Raw genomic sequence first — 22,866 nt, 5'->3', positions numbered from 1 at the left:
GTGCCCGGCTCCCCCCGGTCTCCCGGGCCCGGTACGGCCCGTCCCGGTGGGCGGCAGCCCCTGGTCGACACCGAGCAGACTGCCGGACTCCGGCCGGCCCGGCCCGGGCCTTCCCGCCCGTTCACTCCTACGGGTGGACCGGGCCGGCCGCGGCCGTGCGGCTCACCGGGCCGCGGCGCCGACCGTCCCGGGGGAGGCCTCCGGTGTCCGGCCCAGCCCGCGGACGGCGGGCAGGCAGAGCATGACGCCGATGCCGAGGACGCCCACGACGGAGGAGAAGAGGAGCACCCGGTCGGCTCCGAAGGACTCGGCCGCCGGTCCGGCCAGGGCCCGGCCGAGCGGGATGACCATGATGGAGCCGGCCACGTCGTAGGCGGAGACGCGGCTCAGTACGTTCAGCGGGATGTGGGACTGCACGCTGGTCGCCCACATGACGCCCCAGAACGCGAAGCCGCAGCCGGCCAGGACGCCGGTGAGCGCCGTGACGGTGAAGGACCAGCCCAGGGCGGGCGCGAGCGGGTTGAGGGAGAAGAAGAACATGGCGCAGGCCCCCGCGACGAGCGGGCGGCGCGGCCGGACCCGCATGCCGAGGAGTCCGCCGATGATCGTGCCCGCGCCGTCGGCGGAGGCGATCCAGCCGTATCCGCTGGCCCCGTGCTGTTCGGTGAGCAGCGCCGCGCCGAGCGGCAGGGCCGGGCCGAAGACGAACAGGCCGTAGAGGGCCCAGACGGAGATGACCCCCCACAGCCAGGCACGGGAGCGGAACTCGTGCCAGCCCGTGATCAGCCGGCGCGACATCGGCTCGTCGCTGTCGTCCCGGGCGGTGCCGAGCGCGCGCAGCGGGGCCAGGCCCAGCGCGCTGAGGGCGTAGGCCGCCGCGATGACCAGGAAGGACCCGGCGACGCTCCAGTACGCCACCAGGAGGCCGGCCAGGCCGGGGCCGAGCAGGGTGCAGATCGCCTCGGATATCCGCAGCAGGGCGTTGGCCCGCTGGATGTCCTCGGCGACCCGGGGGACCATGCTCGCCAGGCCCGGCTGGAACATCGCGGTCGCGGCGCCGCTGAGCGCCAGCAACGCCATGATCTGCCACAGCCGCACGTCGTCGCCGACCAGCAGCGCCGCCAGCGCGCACATGGCCACCATCCGCACCACGTCGGCGCCGACCATCATCACCTGCGGGGTGAACCGGTCGGCCAGCACGCCGCCGAAGAGCACCAGCAGCACGATCGGCGTCATCCACGCGGCCAGCGCGTACCCCACGCCGCTCGCCCCGTAGCCCGCCCCCAGCACCGCGGTCGTGAGCGAGACCATCAGCATGCCGTCGGCCAGCAGCGAGGTGCTGCGGGCGGTGAAGAACAGCCGGAACCGGCTCGACCGCCACGGGCTGGGGAGCGCCTGGCCGTCCTTCGGGACGGTTACCTCATCCATCGTCATGTGACATCCGCCGTTCCCGGCCGTTCCCTTCGCTGAGGATCTGCTGCCGGAGCCACGCGTCGCTCCGGTCGGCCTGTGCCGGTGGTTCCCGGACGATCACGTACCGGCGCGGGGCCAGGACCCCCGGACGGCCGGGGAGGGCGTCCATCAGCGCGGCGTGCGCCGCGGCCGGGGTCAGCGCGGCGTCCGCGGCGGCGATGAACGCGGTGAGGCCCGGCCCGGCGCGGTCGGGGTCGGCGCCGTCCGGGTCGGGCACGTCCGCGGCGACGTGCACGGGCACGCCGCCCAGTGCCCGCCCCAGGGCCCCCGCCACGGCGGACGGGGACACCCAGGAGCCGTCCACCCGCTCCCAGTCCGGCCCGCGTTCGACGGCGCGGACCCCCGTCACCGCGGTGAGCGACGCGAGTGGCACGTCCGCGTCGGCAGCAGCCTCCAGGAGGCGCACGAGACCGGTGAGGAAGCCCTCCGCCTCCTGGCGGGGGAAGAGGGCGGGGTCGGCCCACAGGGCGAGGTGGAGCAGGGGCGTCGTCTGGTAGGCGAAGGCCAGGACGCGGGTCGGCAGCACCTGGTCCGGCCCCCAGGAGAGCTCCGGACCGTCCTCGTCGTCCGCCTGCGGGGTGGTGGAGGCCGGGGTGGAGGCGAGGGTGCTCACGTCGTTGAACACGACGTCGCGCGCGAACAGGCTGCCCCGCTCGAAGGTGACCCGCCCGATCATCTCCCACAGGCCGACCGAGTCGAACCGGCTGTGCCGGTAGGCGTTGAGGGCCGCTCCCCAGGTCTTGCGCAGGAGCGCGTCGAAGGACGGGGCCGTCACGTCGAGGGCGAGCAGGGCGTCCTGGGACAGGGTGGTCACCGAGCGGGCCAGCCGGGTGCGGAACCGGTTGGAGGTCGGGACGGCGGTGACGCACGTGCTCTGGCCGGCCCGGTGGGCGACCAGCGCGCACCAGGCCGTCAGCAGCACGGTGGACGGAAGGCTGCCGGTCCGTTCCACGATGCGGCCCAGCGCCCGGCCGCCCCGCGCCGACCGCAGGGTGAGCTGCGGCATCCGGATGTCGGTGCCGGTCGCCCGGGGTTCCGCGAACATGGCCTGCGGGCCGGTGCGCAGGATCGTCTCCCAGTAGGCGAGGGAGGCCTCCGACTTCCGCAGTCCGGCCGGGGCCGCCTCCTCGGCGGCCAGTTCCAGCGGGGTGAGGCCCGTCAGGGGAGGCAGGTCCGCGCCGTCCAGCAGCGCGAGCCACTCCTCCCGCAGGACCGCGAGGGCGCTGCCGTCCGCCGCGGCGTGGCTGGACACCAGGGCGACGAAGACGGGGGCGCCGTCCCGCGCGACGAGGGAGGTCCGCAGGGGGAACTCCCGGTCCAGCCGGAAGCGGCCGGAGCGGGCCCGCCGGGCCAGCGACTCGGCGTACCCGGCCGCGTCCCGGGGGAGCTCCTCGTGGTCCAGCACGGTCACCGTGAACGTGCCCTCGGCCGCCACCACCTGCTCGCCGTCGGCGGCGGCGGAGGCGTCGGGGAAGGTGGTGCGCAGCGCCTCGTGCCGTACGACCAGGGTACGCAGCGCGTCGACCGCCGCGTCCAGGGTGGTTCCCGCGGGTACCGGCCACACGTCGTGGATGTTGATGTGCGCCGGGTCGTCCCGCAGGATGCAGCGGATCATGTTGGCCTGGCCCATCGTGACGGGACCCCGGCGGGCCTCGCCGCCCGCGTACGCGACGGTGAGCGTGCGGGTGCGGGTGCCCGACGGCCGGCCGGACGGGTCCGCGGCCGGCCGGACGTACGGGAACCCGGTCACGGCGCTCGTCCGCATCAGGCGCTCCCACACGTCGACGAGGAGGGCGAAGTCCGCCATGTCCGCGCGGGCCGCGTGCAGGAGCCGGGCGCGGCGCGCGGCGAGCTCGTCCGCGACCGCGGTGTAGCGGCCGCCCAGTTTGCGGTAGGAGCGGTCGAGGAGGTCGAGGCGTTCGGCGTCCTCGGTCCGGTCCAGCCGCGCGCCGTCCCGGACGAACCCGGCCACGGCGGCGGCGTCGACACCGCCCCGGTCGTCGAGCAGCGCCTCGCCGGCCGCGGCCATCCGGGCGTACACCTCGTTGAAGTACCGGGTCGCCAGCAGGTACTTCGCGATCCGCACCTGGTAGGCGAGGAAGCCGCTGTCGGAGCGGCGTTCGCCGGTGTGGTAGTTGACGATGTGCCGGTTGTGCAGCACGCCGGGCAGCCGGGCTCCGTCGACCAGGTGGACGAGGAAGTAGTCGCTGCCGATGGTGTCGGTGGCCGGCGGCAGCGGTACCCGGCCGTAGACCTCGTTGCCGAAGGCGATGTTGCACATGTCCACGCGCAGCGGGCTGACGTGGGTGAGCGTGGTGTGGTCCGCGGTGAACGGGGTGGTCCCTGCGCCGCGGAAGGACTGCTCGACGAGGTTGTCGCGCCACAGGTCCGCGTAGCCGGCCGGCACGGACAGGCCGATGATCTCGTGGTAGATGCCCGGGTCGAGCCGGCGGATCTCCTCGACGTCCACGGACATCTCGCCGACGAAGGAGGCGCCGACCATGGCCACCGGCCGCTGCGCGAACGCGGGCGCGAGCCGGCTCTTGGTCACCTGCCCCGCCACGTCGGCGGCCGGCCGTCCCAGGTGGGCGAGTTCGTGGTGGAGGGGGAAGACCGTCTCGCCGTCCAGGGACTGGTAGCGGCTGTCGGAGTCCCGGCGGTGCACCGACGTGCAGCCCAGGGCCTCGGCGAACAGGAAGGCGCGGTTGGTGCAGGCTCCGTAGGACACGCCGGACGGCAGCATCAGGTCGAGCACCCGGTCCGGCTCGGGGGCACCGGAGCGGGTGATCACCTGCCGCAGGAAGGCCCGCTGCTCGGCTTCGTCGAGGTGGTGGACGACCACGCCCTCGACCGCGGGCAGGGCGGCCACGGCCCGGCGGTGCTCGGCGAGCACGGGGGCGTCGGAGGAGTCCAGGACCAGCAGGTGCACCTCGGCGTCGAAGCGGCGGGCGCCGTACGCGGCCTCCTCGGCGACCGCGGTGATGGTCTCGGCGCAGGCGCGGTTGGTGGGGAGGGTCAGGCAGACACGGCGCACGAGGGCTCTCCGCTCTGGCCGCCGGCCGCTGCCGCGTCCCCGCCGGCGGCGGTGCCCGTGCCCCGGTCCGTCCAGGAGGCGAGGCCGAGGAGCCGCTCGCCGAGCCCGTTCAGGGAGGCCGTGGGGTAGCGCTGCGACTCGTGCAGCACCGGGTCGCCGACCAGGGTGCGGTTCCAGCGCGGGGTGCGCAGGTGGCGCCAGGAGTCGACGCGGGAGCGCCGCAGCCGCTCGTGCTCCTCCAGCGCCGGCATCATGGACAGGTACTGGACCGCCCGCACGCCGTCCTTCGAGGTGTTGCGGGCCACGCCGTGGGCGAGCAGGCCGTTCCAGATCAGCAGGTCGCCGGGGTGCAGTTCGGGACGGACGACGGGGAACGCCGCCCGGTCGGCGTCGGGCCGCAGCGGGTCCCGGTCGGCCGGCTGCCCGGGCTTCCACTCCTCGAAGCGCCGGAACAGCTCGGGGCAGCACTGGAACCCGCCCAGCTCCGGTCGGGTGTCGTTGAGCGCGATGATGCCCTGCACCCGCTGCGGCGGGACGCCGAGCGTGGTGTCGATGTCCCAGTGCAGCTCGATGTCGAAGCCCCGGTCCGTGGGGTCGATGAGGGCCCGGTCGCGGTTCTTCACGTTGGGCGGGTTGAGGTTGAGCCGGTCCAGGGTCACCCACAGCTCTTCGCAGTCCCACACGTCGACGAAGGCGTCGTAGACCCGCTGTGACTGGCGGTTGTCCCAGAGCAGCTGGTGGTGGTACGCCTCCACGAAGCCGTAGACGTGGAGCTGGCGGTCCAGCGCGGAGCGGAACGGCCGGTCCTCGTACCAGCTGTCCGGCCGGTCCGGGTCGAGGCCCTGGAACTCCCAGGTGAAGTCGAGCAGTTGCCCCGCCACCGCGGCCGGGACCGCCTCGCGGACGATGACGTACCCGTAGGTCTGCCAGTGCGCGAAGTCCTCCTCGGACAGCACCCGCAGCGGACGCGACTTCTCCAGTTCGCGCAGGGTGGTCTGGGCCAGGTAGGACTCGCCGTCCGTGCTGAAGTACGGGCGGTCGGACGGCGCCCGGTGCAGACGGGGTCGGGGTCGGGGCGGACGGCTGTCGGCGGCGGACGTCGTCATGGGGTCCCTCCAGGAACGGGGGTCGGCGGCGGTCCGGCGCCCGGCGCGGGGCGTGCGGAACCGCCCCCCGGCACAGGGCCGGGGGCGGACGGCGCGGATGGTCGGCTGCGCCGCGGCAGGGTCCGGAAAACAGCGGTCGTCAGCAGGATTGGTTTAGACCATAGCCGGTGTCAAGTGCCGTCTCAATAAGCTCATTACGCAGGTTTCGATCCTGCGGCGGGCACTCGGCGATGATCATCAACATGTCGGCTTTGGTCTAGACATTACGGGAGGGACTGGCTTAGTGTCCCGGTAGCGCAGCTCCGGTTCATGACGGCGCGTCAGCCGCTTTCCCCCCGCCGCGTCGACGACGACCGTTGCCGCATTCACGGCCGTCGCACCGTCGCGATCACGCCGCAGTGGGTTCGTCCTGCCCATTCCGCCGTGCCCTTGACGACTGTTCACCCACGCCCAGAGGAAGCGGATTCCATGAGCACACCCGGCACGACCGCCCTGCCGGACGGCGGTCTGAAGAACCCCGGTCCGGGCCTGATCACGCTGGACCCGGTCCACACCGCCCTGCTGCACGGCCTGGACGGACTGCTCACCGGTCTGGCCGCACGGCTGGGCGCCCCCGAGGTGATGGGCCCCCCGCTGCTGGCCGCGGACACGCTGGCGCGGCTGGACTACTTCCGCAACTTCCCCCACCTCGGCGTCTCGGCCGGGCGGTTCGCCCCGGAGGCGTTCGACGGCCTGGCGGCCGGCGAGGCGCCCGGAGAGCTGTCCCTGCGGCCCACCGGCCACCTGCTGCCGTCCGCGACCTGCTACGGACTGCTCATGTCCCTGGAGGGCCGGGACGTCGGCGAGGACGGACTGCGCCTGTCCGCGACCGGCCGCTGCTTCCGCAACGAGACCCACTACGACGGGCTGCGCCGCCTCTGGGGCTTCCACATGCGCGAGGTGCTCTACCTCGGCACCCGGGAGGGCTCGGTCGAGCACCTCGACGGCGGCGCCTCGTTCGTCCAGGAACTGGCCGGCCGGCTGGGCCTGACCCTGACCCGGGCCGTGGCCGACGACCCCTTCTACGACAAGGGCGGCTCCCGGGCGCGGTTGATGGCACTGGATCCGGTCAAGCACGAGTTCAACGCCCCCGACGGCACCGCCATCGCCTCCGTGAACCGGCACCGCAACTTCTTCGGCGAGCGCCTGGACATCCGCGCGGGCTCGCACGGCCCCGTGTACAGCGCCTGCGTCGCCTTCGGCCTCGAACGCTGGGTCCACGCGATGATCCTCGCCCACGGCACGCCCGAGCGGGCGCTCGACGTCCTGCGCGACGCGCGGGCCTGAGCCCGCCCCGCCGCCCGCCGCACCCCGGCCCCTCGGGGCCCCACCACCCGGTACGAACAAGGAGCACCCCCCCCATGGACCCCGTATCCGCCTGGCTCCACGAGAAGAACCCCGGCCTCCAGGGCTCGATCGAGCCCGACGAGGACCTCATCGAGGCCCGTCTCATCGACTCCATGGACTTCCTGGAGTTCGTGGACCTGCTGGAGGAGATCTCCGGCACCACCATCGACCTCCAGGAGGTCACCATCGACGACTTCCGCACCCTCGACCGCGTGCGGCAGCGCTTCCTGAGCGGCTCCGGCCTGGCGTCCCACGCGGCCCAGGCCTGAGCCGGCGTCCGTGACAGCCGACCCCGGACCGGCTCCGGGAGGCCGCGGGGCCCTGGCCGTGGTGGCGACCACCGGCGAGGTGCTGGCCCACCCGGAGCTGCACGAGGGCCTGCTCGCGCCCTGGGAGCGGCGGCGGCTGGCGGCGATCCGCGTGCCGGCCCGCCGCGACGACGTGCTGGCGGCCCGGCTGCTGCTGCGGCTGTGCGTCGCCCGGTTCACCGGCCGCACCCCGGCCGCATCGGCCCCGGCGCAGCTCTGCCCGGAGTGCGGGCGGTCCGGCCACGGCCGCCCCTACCTGCCAGGCAGCCCGGAGACGGGCATCAGCCTGAGCCATGCCGACGGCCTCGTCGCGGCCGCCGCCGGCCCCGGCCCGGTCGGGGTGGACGTCGAGCCCGCCACGCGCCGGCCCGGCCCGCGGGGCGCCTTGGCCCGGCTGCTGCCCGAAGCCGACCTGCGGGAGGCCGCCGCCGGCCCGGACCCGGACGCGGCGCTGCTGCGGCTGTGGGTCCGCCGGGAAGCCCTGCTGAAGGCGGGCCGGGACGACCTGGCGCTGCTGGAGTGGACGGACCGCGGGCGGGCGGGCGTGGTGGCGGTCGCCAGCGCCGCCCCCGCCGCGGTGTTCCGCGTCACCCGCGAACCGTCACCGGCCGCCGCTCCGCCGGAGGGTCGCAAACGCGTCGCTGCGGGTCCGGAAAGGGCCGGTCCAGCCGATCGGGACCGGGTGGGGTTGTAATCTGTGGAGACCGCCCTTGACCTGCAATAAGCAGGCAGGGAGCAGACAAAACGGGAGTTACTCCATGATGCGCACCCTGTTCAAGTCGAAGATCCACCGGGCCACGGTCACCCAGGCCGACCTGCACTACGTGGGCTCGGTGACCGTCGACGCCGACCTGCTCGACGCCGCGGACCTCCTCCCCGGGGAACTCGTCCACATCGTCGACATCACCAACGGCGCCCGGCTGGAGACCTACGTCATCGAGGGCGAACGCGGCTCCGGCGTCATCGGGATCAACGGGGCCGCGGCGCACCTCGTGCACCCCGGCGACCTGGTCATCCTCATCAGCTACGCCGCCGTCGACGACGCGGAGGCGCGGACCTTCCGGCCGCGCGTCGTGCACGTCGACGGCGCCAACCGGATCGTCGAACTGGGCGCCGACCCGTCCGCCCCGGTCCCGGGCACGGACCAGCGGCGCAGCCCCCACGCCGTGGCCGTCTGAGGGGCCGGGGAGCGTGGGCGGGGCGGTGGGGGAGCGGCCGGCGGACGGCTCCCGCCCGACGCTGCCGCACACCTCCGCCGTCCACGTCCCGGTCTCCGACGCCCTGCGGGACCGTGTTGCGGCCGGAGCGCGTACCCGGTGGCATCGGGGGAAGGTGGGACGCATGGTGCGAGAACCCGAACTGACCCAGCCGCCCGTACCCGCCGACCCCCGGCCGCCGGTCCCCGGACCCGACCCGACGCCGGGTCCCGGCCCGTTCCCGGACCCGGAGCCGACCCCGCAGCCCGCGCCGCCCGTCCCGGGGCCCCCGGCCCCCGGACCCGCGCCCGTCCCCGGACCGCCGCCCGTCCCCGCGCCGGTCCCCGAGCCGGACCCGGTCCCGCCGCCGCCGGGACCCGCGCCGATCCCGCAGCCCGGACCGCTCGGCTGACCGCTGGGGGCGGGCCCGCGGGCCCGCCCCCAGCGGCCGGGGCCCCGGCCCGTGCGGGGCGGGGCCCCGGCCGGCGAGCGGATCAGCCGTCCGTGCGGACCTCCGAGCGGTCGCCGCTCCAGAGGGTGTGGAACGAGCCCTCGCGGTCCGTGCGCCGATAGGTGTGCGCCCCGAAGAAGTCCCGCTGGCCCTGGGTCAGCGCCGCCGGCAGCCGCTCCGCGCGCAGCGCGTCGTAGTAGGCCAGCGAGGCCGAGAACGCCGGCACCGGAACGCCCTGGGTCACCGCGGTCGCGATCACGGACCGCCACCCGTCCTGGGCCGCGCCGATCTCCGCCGCGAAGTCCGCGTCCGCCAGCAGGCTCACCAGGCCGGGCTCGGCGTCGTAGGCGGCCAGGATGCGGTCGAGGAACGCGGCCCGGATGATGCAGCCGCCGCGCCACAGCGAGGCCATGGCCCCCAGGTCCACGTCCCAGCCGTACTCCTGGCTGCCGGCCCGGATCTGGTGGAAGCCCTGCGTGTAGGCGACGATCTTCGACGCGTACAGCGCCTCCTCGACCCGTGCGGCGAACGCCTCCGCCTCCGCGGGGGCGAGGGCCGTCGGCTCCGGCCCGCCGAGGCCGCGCGCGGCTTCCCGCAGGTCGGCGTGGCCCGAGACCGAGCGGGCGAAGACCGCCTCGGCGATCCCCGACACCGGCACCCCGAGGTCCAGCGCGATCTGTACGGTCCAGCGGCCGGTGCCCTTCTGCTCGGCGGCGTCGGCCACGACGTCGACGAACGGCCGGCCGGTGGCCGCGTCCGTGTGGGCGAGGACCTCGGCCGTGATCTCGATCAGGTACGAGTCCAGCCGACCCCGGTTCCAGGTGCGGAAGGTGTCCGCGATCTGGGCGGGGGAGTAGCCGGCGACCGCGCGCAGCAGGTGGTAGGCCTCGGCGATCAGCTGCATGTCGGCGTACTCGATGCCGTTGTGCACCATCTTCACGAAGTGCCCGGCGCCGTCGGGACCCACGTGCGAGGTGCACGGCGTGCCGTCGGCCGCCTTCGCGGCGATCTTCTCCAGCAGCGGTCCGAGGGACTCGTACGACTCCTTCGAGCCGCCCGGCATGATGCTCGGCCCGAGCAGGGCGCCCTCCTCGCCGCCCGAGATGCCCACGCCCACGAAGTGGATGCCCTGCTCGCGCAGCTCCCGCTCGCGGCGCCGGGTGTCCTCGAAGTGCGCGTTCCCGCCGTCGATGATCACGTCCCCCTCCTCCAGGAGCGGGGCGAACTCGCGGATGACGGCGTCGGTGGGATCACCCGCCTTCACCATGATCACGAGGCGGCGGGGACGCTCCAGCGCGTCGACGAACTCCTTCGCGGAGGCGGCCGCCACGAAGGTGCCCTCGTGGCCGAATTCCGACACCAGGGCCTCGGTCTTCGAGGCGGTGCGGTTGTGGACGGCGACGGCGAAGCCGTTGCGCGCGAAATTGCGGGCGAGGTTGCTGCCCATGACCGCGAGGCCGGTCACGCCGATCTGGGCTGTGCTGGTGCTCATGAGTGCTCCTGCGTGCTTCGATGTGCGGGGAGTGCCGACGCTACATCGGCACAGATGCCCACAGATCTCCTGACGGTCGAGTCGCGGTCAATTCCCTTGCGCGCGCCCCCCGTTGCGCCCCTTGTCACGCGCGTGTCGTGACGTTAGGTTGTGCCGTTCCTGATGTCTTCGATGGGGGCTCCCATGGGTGTACGGGGCCGGCACCGCCGGTATCAGCCGAGCAGCATCAACCGGGCCTCGCTCGTCGTCACCGCGGGCGGCGCCGGACTGGCCCTCCCCCTCGTCGGCGCCGGAGCGGCGCACGGGGCTTCGGTGGACACCTGGAACAAGGTCGCCGCCTGCGAGTCGACCGGCAACTGGCAGATCAACACCGGCAACGGCTACTACGGCGGACTCCAGTTCAGCCAGAGCACCTGGCGGGCCTTCGGCGGGACCGCGTACGCCGCCCGCGCCGACCTGGCCACCAGGGACCAGCAGATCGCGGTCGCCGAGAAGGTCCTCAGGGGCCAGGGCCCGCAGGCCTGGCCGCAGTGCGGCGGGTCCGCCGGGCTGAGCCGCAGCGGCCCCGCGCCCGCCGGCGTCCCCAAGGCCCCCACGGCCGCGCCGAAGCAGCAGGCCGCGCAGGCGCACGCGCAGGGCGGCCAGGGCGTCAAGGCCCCGGCGCAGCCGAGCGGCGCGCCCCGCCCGGCCGGAAACCCGGTCGCGGCCAACCCGTACGTGGTGGCCGCGGGGGACTCCCTCTCGGCCATCGCCACCCGCCAGCGCGTCGAAGGCGGCTGGCAGGCGCTGTACGAGACCAACCGGGCCACCGTGGGCGGCGACCCGGACCTGATCTTCCCCGGGCAGCGGCTCACCCTGCGGATCACCGCCGCACCGCCCGCGCAGAACCCGGAGAAGCCGCCGCGGACGGCCGAACCGGTCAAGCCCGTGGAGCCGGCCGCGAAGAAGCCGGCCGAGAAGCCCGCGGCGAAACCCGCGCCGAAGCCGACCGAGCAGGCCGCGCCGAAGCCCGCCGAGAAGCCCGCGCCCAAGCCCGCGGAGAAGCCCGCCGCGGAGCCGGCCTCAGCGCAGGAGCAGCCGGCCGGGAGCGGGTTCTCCGCCCCCGTCGACGCCGGCCTGGGCACCGCGTACCGGGTCGCCGGCTCCTCCTGGTCCAGCGGCTACCACACCGGGGTCGACTTCCCCGTCGCCACCGGCACCACCGTGAAGTCCGTCGGTCCCGGCCAGGTCCTCTCCGCCGGCTGGGCCGGGGCGTACGGCTACCAGGTCGTCATCCGGCACTCCGACGGCCGGTACTCGCAGTACGCCCACCTCTCGGCCGTCGGCGTCAAGGCGGGCCAGCAGGTGTCCGGGGGCCAGCGCATCGGCCGCTCCGGCTCGACCGGCAACAGCAGCGGTCCCCACCTGCACTTCGAGATGCGCACGGGCCCCGGCTACGGCACCGACATCGACCCCCTCAAGTACCTCAGGGGCCACGGGGTGCGCATCTGACCCGGCATCCGCCCCGCCATCCGACCCGCGCACGTGCGGCGGCGCGGCCGTGAGCAGGACCAGGCCGGCCGCCGCCAGCACGGCGCACGCCACCGCGGCGGCCGTGCCCGCGGCGCCGTGGCGGAAGCCCTCGCCGAAGAGCGCGAGCCCGACCGTCGCCGCGACCACCGGGTTGACCACGGTGACCGTGGCCAGCGGCGCGGTCAGCCCCGCGCCCCGGTAGGCCGCCTGCGACAGCAGCAGCCCGGCCGCCGCCAGCGCGGCGACGGCCGCGAGCCCGGGCCACAGCCCGCCGAGGGAGCCCGCTATCCCGGCCGGGTCCGAGACGAAGGCGTCGGCCACGGACTTGGTGAACACCGAGGCCATCCCGAAGGCCGTACCGGCGGCCGCCGCCAGCAGCACCCCGTGCAGGACCGCGCGGTGCGAGCGGTGCGCCGCCACGAACAGCACCGCCACCGCCGCACCCGTGGCGACGAGCAGCAGCTCGCCCTCGCCGCGGGCGAGGGACGGCTCGGCCCGGCCGCCGCCGCCCGTCAGGGCCAGCAGCCCGGCCAGGCCCGCGGTGGCCAGCACCGCCCCGCGCCAGGCCGCGGCGCCCGCCCGGCGCCCCGCGAAGACGGCCGCCATCGGCAGGGCGAAGACGATGGTGAGCGCGCCGAGCGGCTGGACCAGACTGAGCGGACCGTAGGCCAGCGCCACCACGTGCAGCAGGGCCCCCAGGCCGTTCAGGGCCACCGCGAGCCACCAGCCGCCGACGCGCAGGGGCGCGTACGGGCGGTCCGGGATGCGCTCGGCCACCCGCTCCTGGAGGATCGCGCCGGCCGCGTACGCGACGGCCGACACCAGGCAGACCAGGACCGACAGGGCCAGTGCACTCATGAACTCCACAATGCCCGACCCGTACCCCCTATTCCTCGGCCCACGGGCGGTCACGGTCCGTACTCCGGGCGTAGTACGGGAGTACGTGCGGTCGGCGCGGACGCTCCGCCGGGTAGTGGCGCCGTCGCGGTGCGTGAGGCGCCGTAGATCGGGTTTGGTGCCCGGCGCGTGGCCTCCGTACAGTTTCCGTTTTGGGGACTTCCGCAGCAGGCGGATGCGGACGAGTGAGCAAGGAACGGCAGCGGCCATGACGGTGACCGAAGACAGCCTGGACCAGGGGCACGCGTACGGACCGGGGATCGACCCCGAGCGGCTGGCCCTCTGCCTGGCCGTGCTCGACGAGCTGGACAAGCTGGACGTCGACCACCCGGACGCCGTCACCGTGCGCCGCGCCACCGCCGGCCTCTACCGCACGGTCAAGCAGCGCCGCCGCCAGGAGCGGCGCGCCGCCAAGACCGCCAACGACAAGGCCGTGACCGAGGCCACCGCGACCGGTTCCGCCGAGCGCATCGACGACGAGACCCAGGGCAACGCCCTCACGGCCGCCACCAAGGGCCCGATCGCCGGCATCCTGCAGCGCCCGCGCTCCTGCTACATCTGCAAGACCCGCTACGTCGAGGTCGACGCGTTCTACCACCAGCTCTGCCAGGACTGCGCCGCCTTCAACCGCGCGCGCCGCGACGCCCGGACGGACCTGACCGGGCGCCGCGCCCTGCTCACCGGCGGCCGCGCCAAGATCGGCATGTACATCGCGCTGCGGCTGCTGCGCGACGGCGCGCACACCACCCTCACCACCCGCTTCCCGAGCGACGCGATCCGCCGCTTCAAGGCCATGCCCGACAGCTCCGAGTGGCTGCACCGACTGAAGATCGTCGGCATCGACCTGCGCGACCCGGCCCAGGTCGTCGCGCTCGCCGACTCGGTGGCCGCCGAGGGCCCGCTCGACATCCTCATCAACAACGCCGCGCAGACGGTGCGCCGCTCCCCGGGCGCCTACAGCGAGCTCGTCGCCGCCGAGAACGCCCCGCTCCCGGCCGGTGAGCTGCCCGCCTCCGAGGTCATCGGCACCTTCGGCAGCGGCACCGTCGACCGGGTCGCGGCCCTGCCCACCGGCAAGGGCGAGAAGCTCAGCGCCCAGGACATCACCGAGCTCGCCCTGGTCTCCGGCTCGGCCTCGCTGGAGCGGATCGCGGCCGGCACCGCGATCGACGCCGGCGGCCTGGTCCCCGACCTGCACGACACCAACAGTTGGATCCAGACCGTGTCCGAGGTGGACCCGATCGAGCTCCTCGAAGTGCAGCTGTGCAACTCCACGGCGCCGTTCATCCTGATCAGCAGGCTCCGCCCGGCGATGGCGGCGGCCGAGGCCGGCCGCCGGTACGTGGTCAACGTCTCCGCCATGGAAGGCGTCTTCAGCCGCGGCTACAAGGGCGCGGGCCACCCGCACACCAACATGGCCAAGGCCGCGCTGAACATGCTCACGCGCACCAGCGCCCAGGAGATGTTCCAGACGGACCGGATCCTGATGACGGCCGTGGACACCGGCTGGATCACGGACGAGCGCCCGCACCCCGACAAGATGCGGCTGGCCGAGGAGGGCTTCCACGCCCCGCTCGACCTGGTCGACGGCGCGGCGCGGGTCTACGACCCGATCGTGCGCGGCGAGGAGGGCGAGGACCTGTTCGGCGTCTTCCTGAAGGACTACGCCCCCGCCAACTGGTAGCCGCCCCGACGCGTCCGCGTCCGCGCCCGTGCCCTCCCCGGCCCGCCGGGGAGGGCACGCGCGCGTCCGGGGCCGGGCGGGCCGCAGCGTCAGCGCGGCGGGTGCTCCGGCGACCGGTAGGCCCCGGCCGCCACCAGCTCCAGTACCGGCCGCCAGTCCTCCAGGACGCCCGCGTCGAGGGCGCCCGCCGCGGCCGCCGCGTGCGCCCGGCCCAGAGCCAGCGCCGCCTCGGTGTCGGGCCCGTCGTCGGAGCCCTGCCGCGGGCCGGGCCCGCGGCCGACGCGGGAGTCGCCGTCCGGCCCACAGGCCGGCCCGCCGCCCTGGCCGCCGACGGCGGGGGCCCGGGCGTGCAGCCGGAGCAGGCGGGCCACCCGGTCGCCCAGCAGGGCCCCGACCGCCTCCCCGGCGGGCCCGGAGCGGCGCCCGCCCTCACCCGGACGGAGCAGCCGGTCCAGACCGTGTACCAGGCCCGCGATCTGGAGTTCCTTGTCGAACGGGTGGGATCTGCGCAGCAGCGCCGCCGTCTGGAGCGCATGATCGAGCAGACCGACCGGATCCCCGTCGCGACAGGCGAGCAGGAGGTCCATCAGCTCCCGCACGGTAGTGACGCGGGGCAGGGGGAATTCCGGCACCCCGGACCTCGCCACCGTCGCTCCCTCCGTCGTACCACCGGCATCCGGCGTCGAGCAGACCATCCGTCATGGGCCGATCGGCCCACACTTTCCTGAACTCGGGGCGAAAACGAGCGGACGGAGCGGATTTTGCCTTTCCATCGAGCGGGGGTGCGCTCATATGTGTACCCTGAGGGACAACAAGTCGGCCCCCACCCGGGCCGCGCTCCACCAAGGCGCCACCGCGTCCGGAAACCCTTGATCCCTGCCCGGCGCGCGGTCCGCATGCCGGGTAACGCGACACAAAGGAGTGCGCGGTGACTGACATCACGAAGCCCGAACCGATGGTCCTGGAGCGTACGGGTTGGCGGGCCACCACCCGCACCGGCGAGCTCAAGAACCTCGAAGTCTGGGCCCTGTCCGCCCCCGTCCAACTGGCGGGCTACGAGGACGATCCGGCGGAATCCCACATCCTGCGCGGCATCGACTAGCCGGTACCGCAGCGAACGCCCCCCGCGCGAACCCGCGCCGGGGGCGCCGCTCCGTCCTCCGCCCGCACGGTGCCCCGCGGACCGGGGACCGCCGATCGTCCGGCGGGACCCGGGAGTTCCCGTGGGGCCTACGCCGTCGGCGTCATCGCCGAGAGCGATCACGGCTTCCCCGACCCCGACCCGCCCGGGCACGCTGGACCGCATGAAACTGCTGATGCTCGGCGGCACCGAATTCGTCGGACGCGCCGTCACCGAGGACGCCCTCGCCCGGGGTTGGGACGTGACCGTCTTCCACCGCGGGCGGCACGCGCCGCCGCCCGGCGCGGCCGCCGCGCACGGGGACCGCACCGCCCCCGGCGGTCTGGACGCGCTCGCCGAGGGGGAGTGGGACCTCGTCGTCGACACCTGGAGCGGCGCCCCCGCCGCCGTCCGCGACACCGCCCGCCTGCTCCGCGACCGGGCCGGGCACTACGCCTACGTCTCCAGCTGCTCCGTCTACGCCTACCCGGCCCCCGCCGGGCACGACGAGGACTGGCCGGTGGTCGACGGCTCGCCCGACGCGCAGGCCACCGACTACGCCGCGGACAAGCGGGGCGGCGAGCTGGCCGCCCTCGACGCGTTCGGCGACCGCGCCCTGCTGGTGCGCGCCGGGCTGGTCCTGGGCCCGTACGAGAACGTCGGCCGCCTCCCCTGGTGGCTGGAGCGGAGCGCGCGCGGCGGCCCCGTGGCGGCCCCCGGCCCCCGCGACCTCCCGATCCAGTACGTCGACGTGCGGGACCTCGCCCGCTGGACCCTGGACGCCTCGGCCGCCGGCCGCGGCGGCGCGCACAACGTGGTCTCCCCGTCCGGACACGCCACCATGGGCAGCTTCCTGGAGGCCTGCGCCGCGGCCACCGGCGGTCGCGCCGAACTCCGCTGGACCGATCCGGCGGCGATCGAGGCGGCCGGCATAGAGCCCTGGACCGACCTGCCGGTCTGGACACCGCCCGGCGAGGGCCACGACTTCATGCACCGCGGCGACGTGTCCAAGGCCCTCGCGGCGGGCCTGCGCTGCCGGCCGGTCGAGGAGACCGTGGCCGACACCTGGGCGTGGCTCCGAAGCCTGGACGGACCGCCCCCGCTGCGCCCCGACCGGTCGGCCAAGGGCCTCGACCCGGCCCGGGAGGCCGCGCTACTCGGGCTCTGACCGCGCCGGGCCGCCCGGCGCGGCGCCCGCGAGCCGGGTGGGCGGGAGGTAGGCGCGCACCGGGGTGCGGTGCCACCAGTCACCCGTCGCGCGCAGCTCCCGCCAGGTGGTGAACCGGTAGCGGTACACCCGTGCCCGCACGTACACGGGCGGGGCGTCCGGGAACGGATTGTCGCCCAGTAGCCGCAGCGTGTCCCGGTCGCCCGCCAGCAGCCGCTCCACGAACGGCCCGAACCAGTCGCGGGCGTAGCCGGGGGACAGGGCGGCGAACCACATCAGCCAGTCGAGCCGCAGGTGGTACGGGGCGAACTGGCGCGGCAGCCGGCCCGGCCGCCCCGGCTTGCCCCTGAACCCGTACTCCCGCCACGCCCCGTCCGGGCGCGGCACCGGATCGGCGGTCCCCTCCACCACCACCTCCTCGCGCGCGCGGCCCACGGAGCCGAAGGCCCCGTAGGTGTTCACCAGGTGGAGCGGGTCGAACGAGCGGTTCATGGCCTGGCGGCGGGAGAGCATGTTCCGCACGGGGTGCCGGCTCAGCACGAGCACCAGCACCGTCACCGCGCAGACCGCCACCGCGAACCACACCGGGGGCGGCCGCGAGGCGGCGGCCGGCGGAGCGCCCGCGAGCCCGGTGAAGTCCACGGCGGACAGGGCGAGCGCGACCGTCAGCCAGTTCAGCCAGGCGAAGTTCCCCGACAGGACCAGCCACAGCTGCGTCGCGACGATCGCACCGGCCGCGTACGAGGCCACCGGCTGCGGGGCGAACAGCAGGACCGGAACGCACAGCTGGGTGAAGTGGCCGGCCGCGCACTCCACCCGGTGCAGCGGCTTCGGGAGGTGGTGGAAGAACCAGCTCAGCGGTCCCGGCATCGGCTGCGTCTCGTGGTGGAAGTACAGGCAGGTCAGCTTCCGCCAGCAGGGGTCCCCGCGCATCTTGATCAGCCCGGCCCCGAACTCCACCCGGAACAGCAGCCAGCGCAGCAGCCACAGCACCAGCACGGGCGGCCCGGTCCGGGCGTTGCCCAGGAAGACGGCGAGGAAGCCCGCCTCCAGCAGCAGCGACTCCCAGCCGAAGGCGTACCAGGTCTGCCCCACGTTCACGATCGACAGGTACAGCGCCCACACCACCGCCCACAGCCCCATCGCCGCCCCCGTCGGCATCGCGTCCCCGGCCCCCGCGGCCAGCGCCCCGGCGAGCGCGGCGCCGGTCCACGCGGAGCCGGCGAACAGCCGGTCCGAGTAGCGCAGCCCGAACAGGCTCGGGGCGCGCCGGAAGGGCACGCGCCGCACGTACCGCGGCACGGGCAGCATGCCCCGTTCCCCGATCAGGGCCCGGAACTGCAGGGCGGCCCCGACGAAGGCGAACAGGTAGACCCCGGCGAGGGCCCGCTGGAAGACCAGCCGGCCCAGCCAGTAGCCGGGCGCGGTGAACCAGTCCATCGCCTCCAGTATCGGCCCGCCCGCCCCGGCACGCCCGGGCGCCACCGGGCCCGGGCCGCCGGCGCGGTACTCCGGGCGCGGTACTCCGGCCGCGCCGCGCCCGTACCCGGGCGGCGCCGCTCCGGTTGCGGCCCCGCCGCCGATGCGGCAGACAAGAGGGAGCAACCGGGGCGACAAGGGAGACACACGTGCACGCACCGACACCTCCGACACCTCGTCAGGCGCCGCGTCGTCACGCAACCGCCGGCGCCGCCCTCTTCGCGGTCCTCGGCCTCCTCGCCGCCGGCTGCGGCGGCTCCGACGCGCCCCCGGCCGCCGCCGGCGCCGAGAGCCAGGAGGTCCACCTCCAGCCCGTCGTCGCCGCGGGCCCGGACCCCTTCACTGCCTCCTCCGCCACCCGCGAATCCGCCCCGGTGCAGCCCCCGCTGCCCAACCCGACCGGGCAGGGCATCCGTACCGTCAACGCGGCCACCCCCGGCCTGTACGGCGGCACCCAGCGCCTCGGCAGCTGCGACGTCGAACAGCAGGTCGGCTTCCTCACCGCCGACGACGCCAAGGCCCGCGCCTTCGCCCAGGCCTCCGGCATCGCACAGGAGAAGATCCCGGACTTCCTGCGCGGCCTCACCCCCGTCGTGCTGCGCGCCGACACCCGGGTCACCAGCCACGGCTTCCGCGACGGCCGCGGCGAGAGCTTCCAGTCCGTCCTCCAGGCCGGGACCGCCGTCCTGGTCGACGGGCACGGCATGCCCCGCGTCCGCTGCGCCTGCGGAAACCCGCTGCTGGCGCCGCGCGCCCCCAAGGGCTCACCGGTGGACAAGGGCGAGCCGTGGGACGGCTACCAGCGCAACCAGGTCGTCGTCATCGAGCCCACCATCCAGGAGATCGACAACCTGGTGATCGTCAACATCGCCGACAACACCTGGATCGAGCGGAAGACCGGCGACGACGGCGCCCAGGACCGCACTCCGGCCGTACCGCCGCCCTTCGACCCCGCCGAGGGCATCCCCGACGGGCCCGTGACGCCCAGTAGGCCCGGCGACCCCTGCCCGAGCCCCGTCGCGAACGGCCTCGCCCGCACCGCGCCCCCCACCCCCGGCGGCGGCGCCGGCGTCCCGCAGGACGTGCCCGCGCCCGGAACGACCGACTGCCCGCCGACCGGCAGCACCGAAACCGCCCCGAAGGTCCCCACCCCGCCGGACAGCCCGCAGCAGCGGCCGCCGTCCCGCCCGGGGGAGCCGTCCTCGCAGGCCCCGTACGACACGCCCTCCGAGGCCCCGTCCGACACGGCACCGGAGGGCACGCCGTCGGTGCCGGCCGACCCGCAGACGTCCCCGGACCCCGACGGCGCGACCCCGCAGCCGAGCGATCCGTACGCCGATCCGTACGCCCCGAGCCCCGACCCGAACGACCCGTACGCGGACCCGTACGCCGTGCCCGACGAGCCCCGTACGCCCGCGGACCCGGGCCACTCGCTGGAGAGCGCCTGACCGGCCCGTGTGTCATGGTGGACCGGTGCCGACCACCGTATCGATGCCGGACGACTGGCCCGCACACCCGGACCGCTCGCTCCAGCTCAACCGCATGGGCAGCTTCGACTGGGACCTCGTCACCGGACTGATGCACCTGGACGAGGCGGCCCTCGACGTCCTCGACACGGACCCCGGCGACTACGACGGCCGGCCCGCATCCCTCGCCCCCCGCGTCCCGCCCGCCGAGGCCACCCGGCTCGACGCCCTGGTCTCCAACGCCCTCAAGAGCGAGGTCCGCAACTACGGCGCCTACTTCCGCATCCGCTGCCGCGACGGGACCCTGCGCTGGACGCACACCCAGGGCCGGGTCATGCGCGGCCCCGACGGGCGCCCGTTCCGCATCATCGGCATCGTCCGGGACGCCACCGAGGAGCTCAGCCACTCGGCGGAACGGCTCGGCCTCGACGAGGAACGGCGCCGCCAGACGTCCGTGGTCGAGAGCACCACCGCCGCGCTCGCCCACGCCCGGACGGTCAGGGACGTCATCGACGCCCTGGGCGACGCGCACGGCCTCGAACGCCTCGGCTCGATGGGCATGGTGATGGGCCTCGTCGAGGCCGGCCGCATCCACCTCGTCGCCGAGGGCCCGGCGGAGAGCTTCGTCCCCGGCACCCGCTACACGCGCATCGACGAGCAGTACCCGATGAGCGAGGTCGTCCGCTCGCTCCAGCCGCTCTTCATCGAATCGGCCGAGGAGTTCGCCGGGGCCTACCCCGACCTCTGGTCCAAGATCTCCTACATGCGGGTCTCGGCCGCCGCCTACCTGCCGCTGATCGCCCAGGCCCGCCCCATCGGCGCCCTCGGACTGCTCTACCAGGACAAGGACGGCTTCGCCCAGGAGGAGCGCAACCTGCTGGTCGCGCTCGGCAGCAGCATCGCCCAGAGCCTGCAACGGGCCATGCTGCTGGAGCAGGAGCACGACCTCGCGGAGGGCCTCCAGCAGGCCATGCTGCCCCGCCGCATCCCCTCGGTCCCCGGCGCCGAGATCGAGGTCCGCTACCGCTCCGCCCGCATGGGCCAGGACATCGGCGGCGACTGGTACGACGTCGTCCCGCTGCCGGGCGGACGCGTCGGGGCGGTCATCGGCGACGTCCAGGGCCACGACACGCACGCCGCCGCCGTGATGGGCCAGCTGCGGATCGTACTGCGGGCCTACGCCGCCGAAGGGCACGCGCCGGCCACGGTGATGGCCCGGGCCTCGGTCTTCCTGCACGAGCTCGACACCGAGCGCTTCGCCACCTGCACCTACGTCGAGGCCGACCTCTCGACCGGCGTGCTCCAGCTCGTCCGGGCCGGGCACATCGACCCGCTGATCCGCAGCCGGGACGGCGACTGCCGCCGGGTGCGCGTGAGCGGCGGGATGCCGCTGGGCCTGTCGGCGGAGTTCGGCCGGCTGGAGTACCCGGTGACCACGGTGGAACTGGACCCGGGGGAAACGCTCCTGCTGTGCACGGACGGGCTGGTGGAACAGCCCGGCGCGGACCTCGACGACGGCATCGAGCTGCTCGGCTCGCTGATCCGCGGCGGTCCGGCGGAGCTGGGGCCGCTGGCGGACCTGCTGTGCGGGGTCGTCGACGAACGCGGCGGGGACGACGACATGGCGCTGCTGCTGCTGCGCCGCGAGATCGCGGACGCACCGCAGGGCGGCGGCCGGCTCCAGCAGCACGTCGCGCCCGGCGACCCGGAGGCACTGGTGGCGGCCCGCCACATGATCGGGACGGCGGTCCGGGCGTGGGGCGCGCGGGAACGCACGGACGAGATCGAGCTGGTCGCGGACGAGCTGATCGTCAACGCCCTGATGCACACGGACGGCCCGGCGATCGTCACCCTGCGGGTCCTGCAGGGCCCGCAGCGGCGGCTGCGGGTGGAGGTGGAGGACCGCTCCAGCGCCCTGCCCCGGCGCCGGGAAGCGGGCGAGGCGGGGGTCTCGGGACGGGGCCTGATGCTGGTGGACCGGCTGGCGGACGTGTGGGGGGTGGAGTCGCGGGGGAGCGGCAAGTGCGTCTGGTGCGAGTTCGTGGTGGCCTGACGCGTTCGTGTCCGCCTCCGCCTCCGCCTCCGCCTCCGCGTCCGTGCCGGCGTCGGCGGACGGGGGCCGGGGGCCGGACGGGCGGGTCGGCGGCCGGTGCGTCGGCGGCGGGAGGGTGCGGCCGCCCGGCGGGTCCGGCTCGCGGTTCGGCCGCGGCGGCCGCAGGCTGGAGGCATGCCCGAGCTGCCCGAGGTCGAGGCCCTGCGGGAGTTCCTCGACGCGCACCTCACCGGGCGGGTGGTGGAGCGCGTCCTCCCGCTGGCCGTGAGCGTGCTGAAGACGTACGACCCGCCGCCGTCCGCGCTCGAAGGGCGGACGGCCGGCCCCACCACCCGCCACGGGAAGTTCCTGGACCTGCGGATCGGCGAGCTCCACCTCGTCACCCACCTGGCCCGGGCCGGCTGGCTGCACTGGCGCGAAACCCTGCCCGCGCAGCCCCCGCGCCCCGGCAAGGGGCCGCTCGCGCTGCGCGTCGCGCTCGAAGGCGGCGGCGGCTTCGACCTCACCGAGGCCGGAACCCAGAAGCGGCTCGCGGTGTACGTCGTGCGCGACCCCCGGGAGGTGCCGGGCATCGCGCGGCTCGGCCCGGACCCGCTCGCCGGGTCCTTCGACCGGGAGGCCTTCACCGCGCTGCTCGCAGGGGAGCGGCGGCAGATCAAGGGCGTGCTGCGGGACCAGAGCGTCATCGCCGGCATCGGCAACGCGTACAGCGACGAGATCCTGCACCGGGCGAAGGTCTCGCCGTTCAAACTGGCCTCGTCCTTCGACGCGCAGCAGGCGGCCCGGCTGCACCGGGCCGTGCTGGACACCCTGGGCGAGGCGGTCGCCCGCGCCCACGGGGTGGCCGCCGGCGCGCTCAAGGCCGAGAAGAAGAGCGCGCTGCGGGTGCACGGACGGGCCGGCGAACCCTGCCCCGTCTGCGGGGACACCGTCCGCTCGGTGTCCTTCGCGGACTCCTCGCTCCAGTACTGCCCCACCTGCCAGACGGGCGGCAAGGCCCTCGCCGACCGGCGGCTCTCCCGCCTCCTCAAATAGCGGGGC

Annotated in this window: 18 protein-coding genes and 2 pseudogenes; 12 read left to right on the top strand and 8 right to left on the bottom strand. The window is 74.9% G+C overall.

Features of this window, described 5'->3' with window-relative positions:
• Positions 1-162 precede the first annotated feature (162 nt).
• The 4 genes and pseudogenes from CP968_RS05585 to CP968_RS05575 all read right to left on the bottom strand — a co-directional run bounded on the left by CP968_RS05585 (position 163) and on the right by CP968_RS05575 (position 5,613).
• On the bottom strand, positions 163-1,434 hold the full coding sequence (locus CP968_RS05585; RefSeq protein ID WP_150516929.1) for an MFS transporter: 1,272 nt from the start codon (positions 1,432-1,434) through the stop codon (positions 163-165).
• A complete protein-coding gene (locus CP968_RS05580; protein ID WP_150521741.1) occupies positions 1,421-3,238 on the bottom strand; it encodes a condensation domain-containing protein in 1,818 nt (605 codons plus the stop codon). Before CP968_RS05580 ends, CP968_RS05585 begins: the two co-directional genes overlap by 14 nt.
• Positions 3,212-4,507, bottom strand: a pseudogene (locus CP968_RS34380) (DUF6271 family protein); the annotation flags it as partial. The pseudogene CP968_RS34380 and the gene CP968_RS05580, both read right to left, overlap by 27 nt.
• Complete coding sequence (locus tag CP968_RS05575) at positions 4,489-5,613, bottom strand: phytanoyl-CoA dioxygenase family protein (protein WP_150516928.1); 1,125 nt, start codon at positions 5,611-5,613, stop codon at positions 4,489-4,491. The gene CP968_RS05575 and the pseudogene CP968_RS34380, both read right to left, overlap by 19 nt.
• Before the next feature lie 468 nt (positions 5,614-6,081).
• Between CP968_RS05575 and CP968_RS05565 the strand changes: the two genes are divergently transcribed.
• From CP968_RS05565 to CP968_RS05545, 5 genes are all read left to right on the top strand, one after another.
• Entirely contained in the window at positions 6,082-6,939 is an 858-nt protein-coding gene (locus CP968_RS05565; protein ID WP_150516926.1) for an aminoacyl--tRNA ligase-related protein, read from the top strand.
• A gap of 74 nt (positions 6,940-7,013) precedes the next feature.
• Positions 7,014-7,268, top strand: a complete 255-nt coding sequence (locus CP968_RS05560) for an acyl carrier protein (protein WP_150516925.1) — start codon at positions 7,014-7,016, stop codon at positions 7,266-7,268.
• Positions 7,269-7,278: 10 nt separating this feature from the next.
• The gene (locus CP968_RS05555; protein WP_150516924.1) at positions 7,279-8,001 is read left to right on the top strand and encodes a 4'-phosphopantetheinyl transferase family protein; all 723 of its coding nucleotides are present in this window, start codon (positions 7,279-7,281) and stop codon (positions 7,999-8,001) included.
• Between the two features lie 64 nt (positions 8,002-8,065).
• Positions 8,066-8,485 (top strand): aspartate 1-decarboxylase, encoded by a 420-nt coding sequence (panD, locus tag CP968_RS05550; RefSeq protein ID WP_150516923.1) that lies wholly within the window; start codon positions 8,066-8,068, stop codon positions 8,483-8,485.
• Positions 8,486-8,648: 163 nt separating this feature from the next.
• Entirely contained in the window at positions 8,649-8,915 is a 267-nt protein-coding gene (locus tag CP968_RS05545) for a hypothetical protein (protein WP_150516922.1), read from the top strand.
• A gap of 82 nt (positions 8,916-8,997) precedes the next feature.
• Here CP968_RS05545 and gndA read toward each other — a convergent pair whose 3' ends face one another.
• Positions 8,998-10,446, bottom strand: coding sequence for an NADP-dependent phosphogluconate dehydrogenase (gene gndA, locus CP968_RS05540; protein WP_150516921.1), 1,449 nt, complete (start codon positions 10,444-10,446; stop codon positions 8,998-9,000).
• Positions 10,447-10,629: 183 nt separating this feature from the next.
• Here gndA and CP968_RS05535 point away from each other — a divergent pair, with 183 nt between their 5' ends.
• Positions 10,630-11,937, top strand: coding sequence for a transglycosylase family protein (locus CP968_RS05535; protein ID WP_150516920.1), 1,308 nt, complete (start codon positions 10,630-10,632; stop codon positions 11,935-11,937).
• Positions 11,938-11,985: 48 nt separating this feature from the next.
• Here the strand turns inward: CP968_RS05535 and CP968_RS05530 are convergent.
• Positions 11,986-12,816, bottom strand: a pseudogene (locus tag CP968_RS05530) (DMT family transporter); the annotation flags it as partial.
• A gap of 247 nt (positions 12,817-13,063) precedes the next feature.
• Here CP968_RS05530 and CP968_RS05525 point away from each other — a divergent pair.
• Positions 13,064-14,539 carry an SDR family NAD(P)-dependent oxidoreductase gene (locus CP968_RS05525; RefSeq protein WP_150516919.1) on the top strand — a complete coding sequence of 492 codons (1,476 nt, stop codon included), beginning with the start codon at positions 13,064-13,066 and terminating at the stop codon, positions 14,537-14,539.
• 89 nt (positions 14,540-14,628) lie between these two features.
• Here CP968_RS05525 and CP968_RS05520 read toward each other — a convergent pair whose 3' ends face one another.
• A complete protein-coding gene (locus CP968_RS05520; RefSeq protein WP_341873728.1) occupies positions 14,629-15,171 on the bottom strand; it encodes a metal-dependent phosphohydrolase in 543 nt (180 codons plus the stop codon).
• Positions 15,172-15,467: 296 nt separating this feature from the next.
• Between CP968_RS05520 and CP968_RS34015 the strand changes: the two genes are divergently transcribed.
• The gene (locus CP968_RS34015; protein ID WP_167536714.1) at positions 15,468-15,641 is read left to right on the top strand and encodes a hypothetical protein; all 174 of its coding nucleotides are present in this window, start codon (positions 15,468-15,470) and stop codon (positions 15,639-15,641) included.
• A 202-nt stretch (positions 15,642-15,843) separates the two neighbouring features.
• Positions 15,844-16,827 (top strand): NAD-dependent epimerase/dehydratase family protein, encoded by a 984-nt coding sequence (locus CP968_RS05515; RefSeq protein WP_150516918.1) that lies wholly within the window; start codon positions 15,844-15,846, stop codon positions 16,825-16,827.
• On the opposite strand, the gene CP968_RS05510 is transcribed toward CP968_RS05515, so the two are convergent.
• Positions 16,813-18,267 carry a lipase maturation factor family protein gene (locus tag CP968_RS05510; protein WP_150516917.1) on the bottom strand — a complete coding sequence of 485 codons (1,455 nt, stop codon included), beginning with the start codon at positions 18,265-18,267 and terminating at the stop codon, positions 16,813-16,815. The genes CP968_RS05515 and CP968_RS05510 overlap by 15 nt on opposite strands.
• Positions 18,268-18,455: 188 nt before the next feature.
• Between CP968_RS05510 and CP968_RS05505 the strand changes: the two genes are divergently transcribed.
• The 3 genes from CP968_RS05505 (at position 18,456) to CP968_RS05495 (ending at position 22,860) form a co-directional block, all read left to right on the top strand.
• Positions 18,456-19,754, top strand: a complete 1,299-nt coding sequence (locus tag CP968_RS05505; protein WP_150516916.1) for a DUF6777 domain-containing protein — start codon at positions 18,456-18,458, stop codon at positions 19,752-19,754.
• A gap of 43 nt (positions 19,755-19,797) precedes the next feature.
• The gene (locus tag CP968_RS05500) at positions 19,798-21,825 is read left to right on the top strand and encodes a SpoIIE family protein phosphatase (protein ID WP_150521739.1); all 2,028 of its coding nucleotides are present in this window, start codon (positions 19,798-19,800) and stop codon (positions 21,823-21,825) included.
• A 174-nt stretch (positions 21,826-21,999) separates the two neighbouring features.
• On the top strand, positions 22,000-22,860 hold the full coding sequence (locus tag CP968_RS05495) for an Fpg/Nei family DNA glycosylase (protein ID WP_150516915.1): 861 nt from the start codon (positions 22,000-22,002) through the stop codon (positions 22,858-22,860).
• Positions 22,861-22,866: the final 6 nt, after the last annotated feature.

This window comes from Streptomyces subrutilus (genome assembly GCF_008704535.1).
GTDB lineage: Bacteria > Actinomycetota > Actinomycetes > Streptomycetales > Streptomycetaceae > Streptomyces > Streptomyces subrutilus.
The sequence above is the reverse complement of the archived record's forward strand: the minus strand, read 5'-3'. Positions and strand labels throughout refer to the sequence as shown.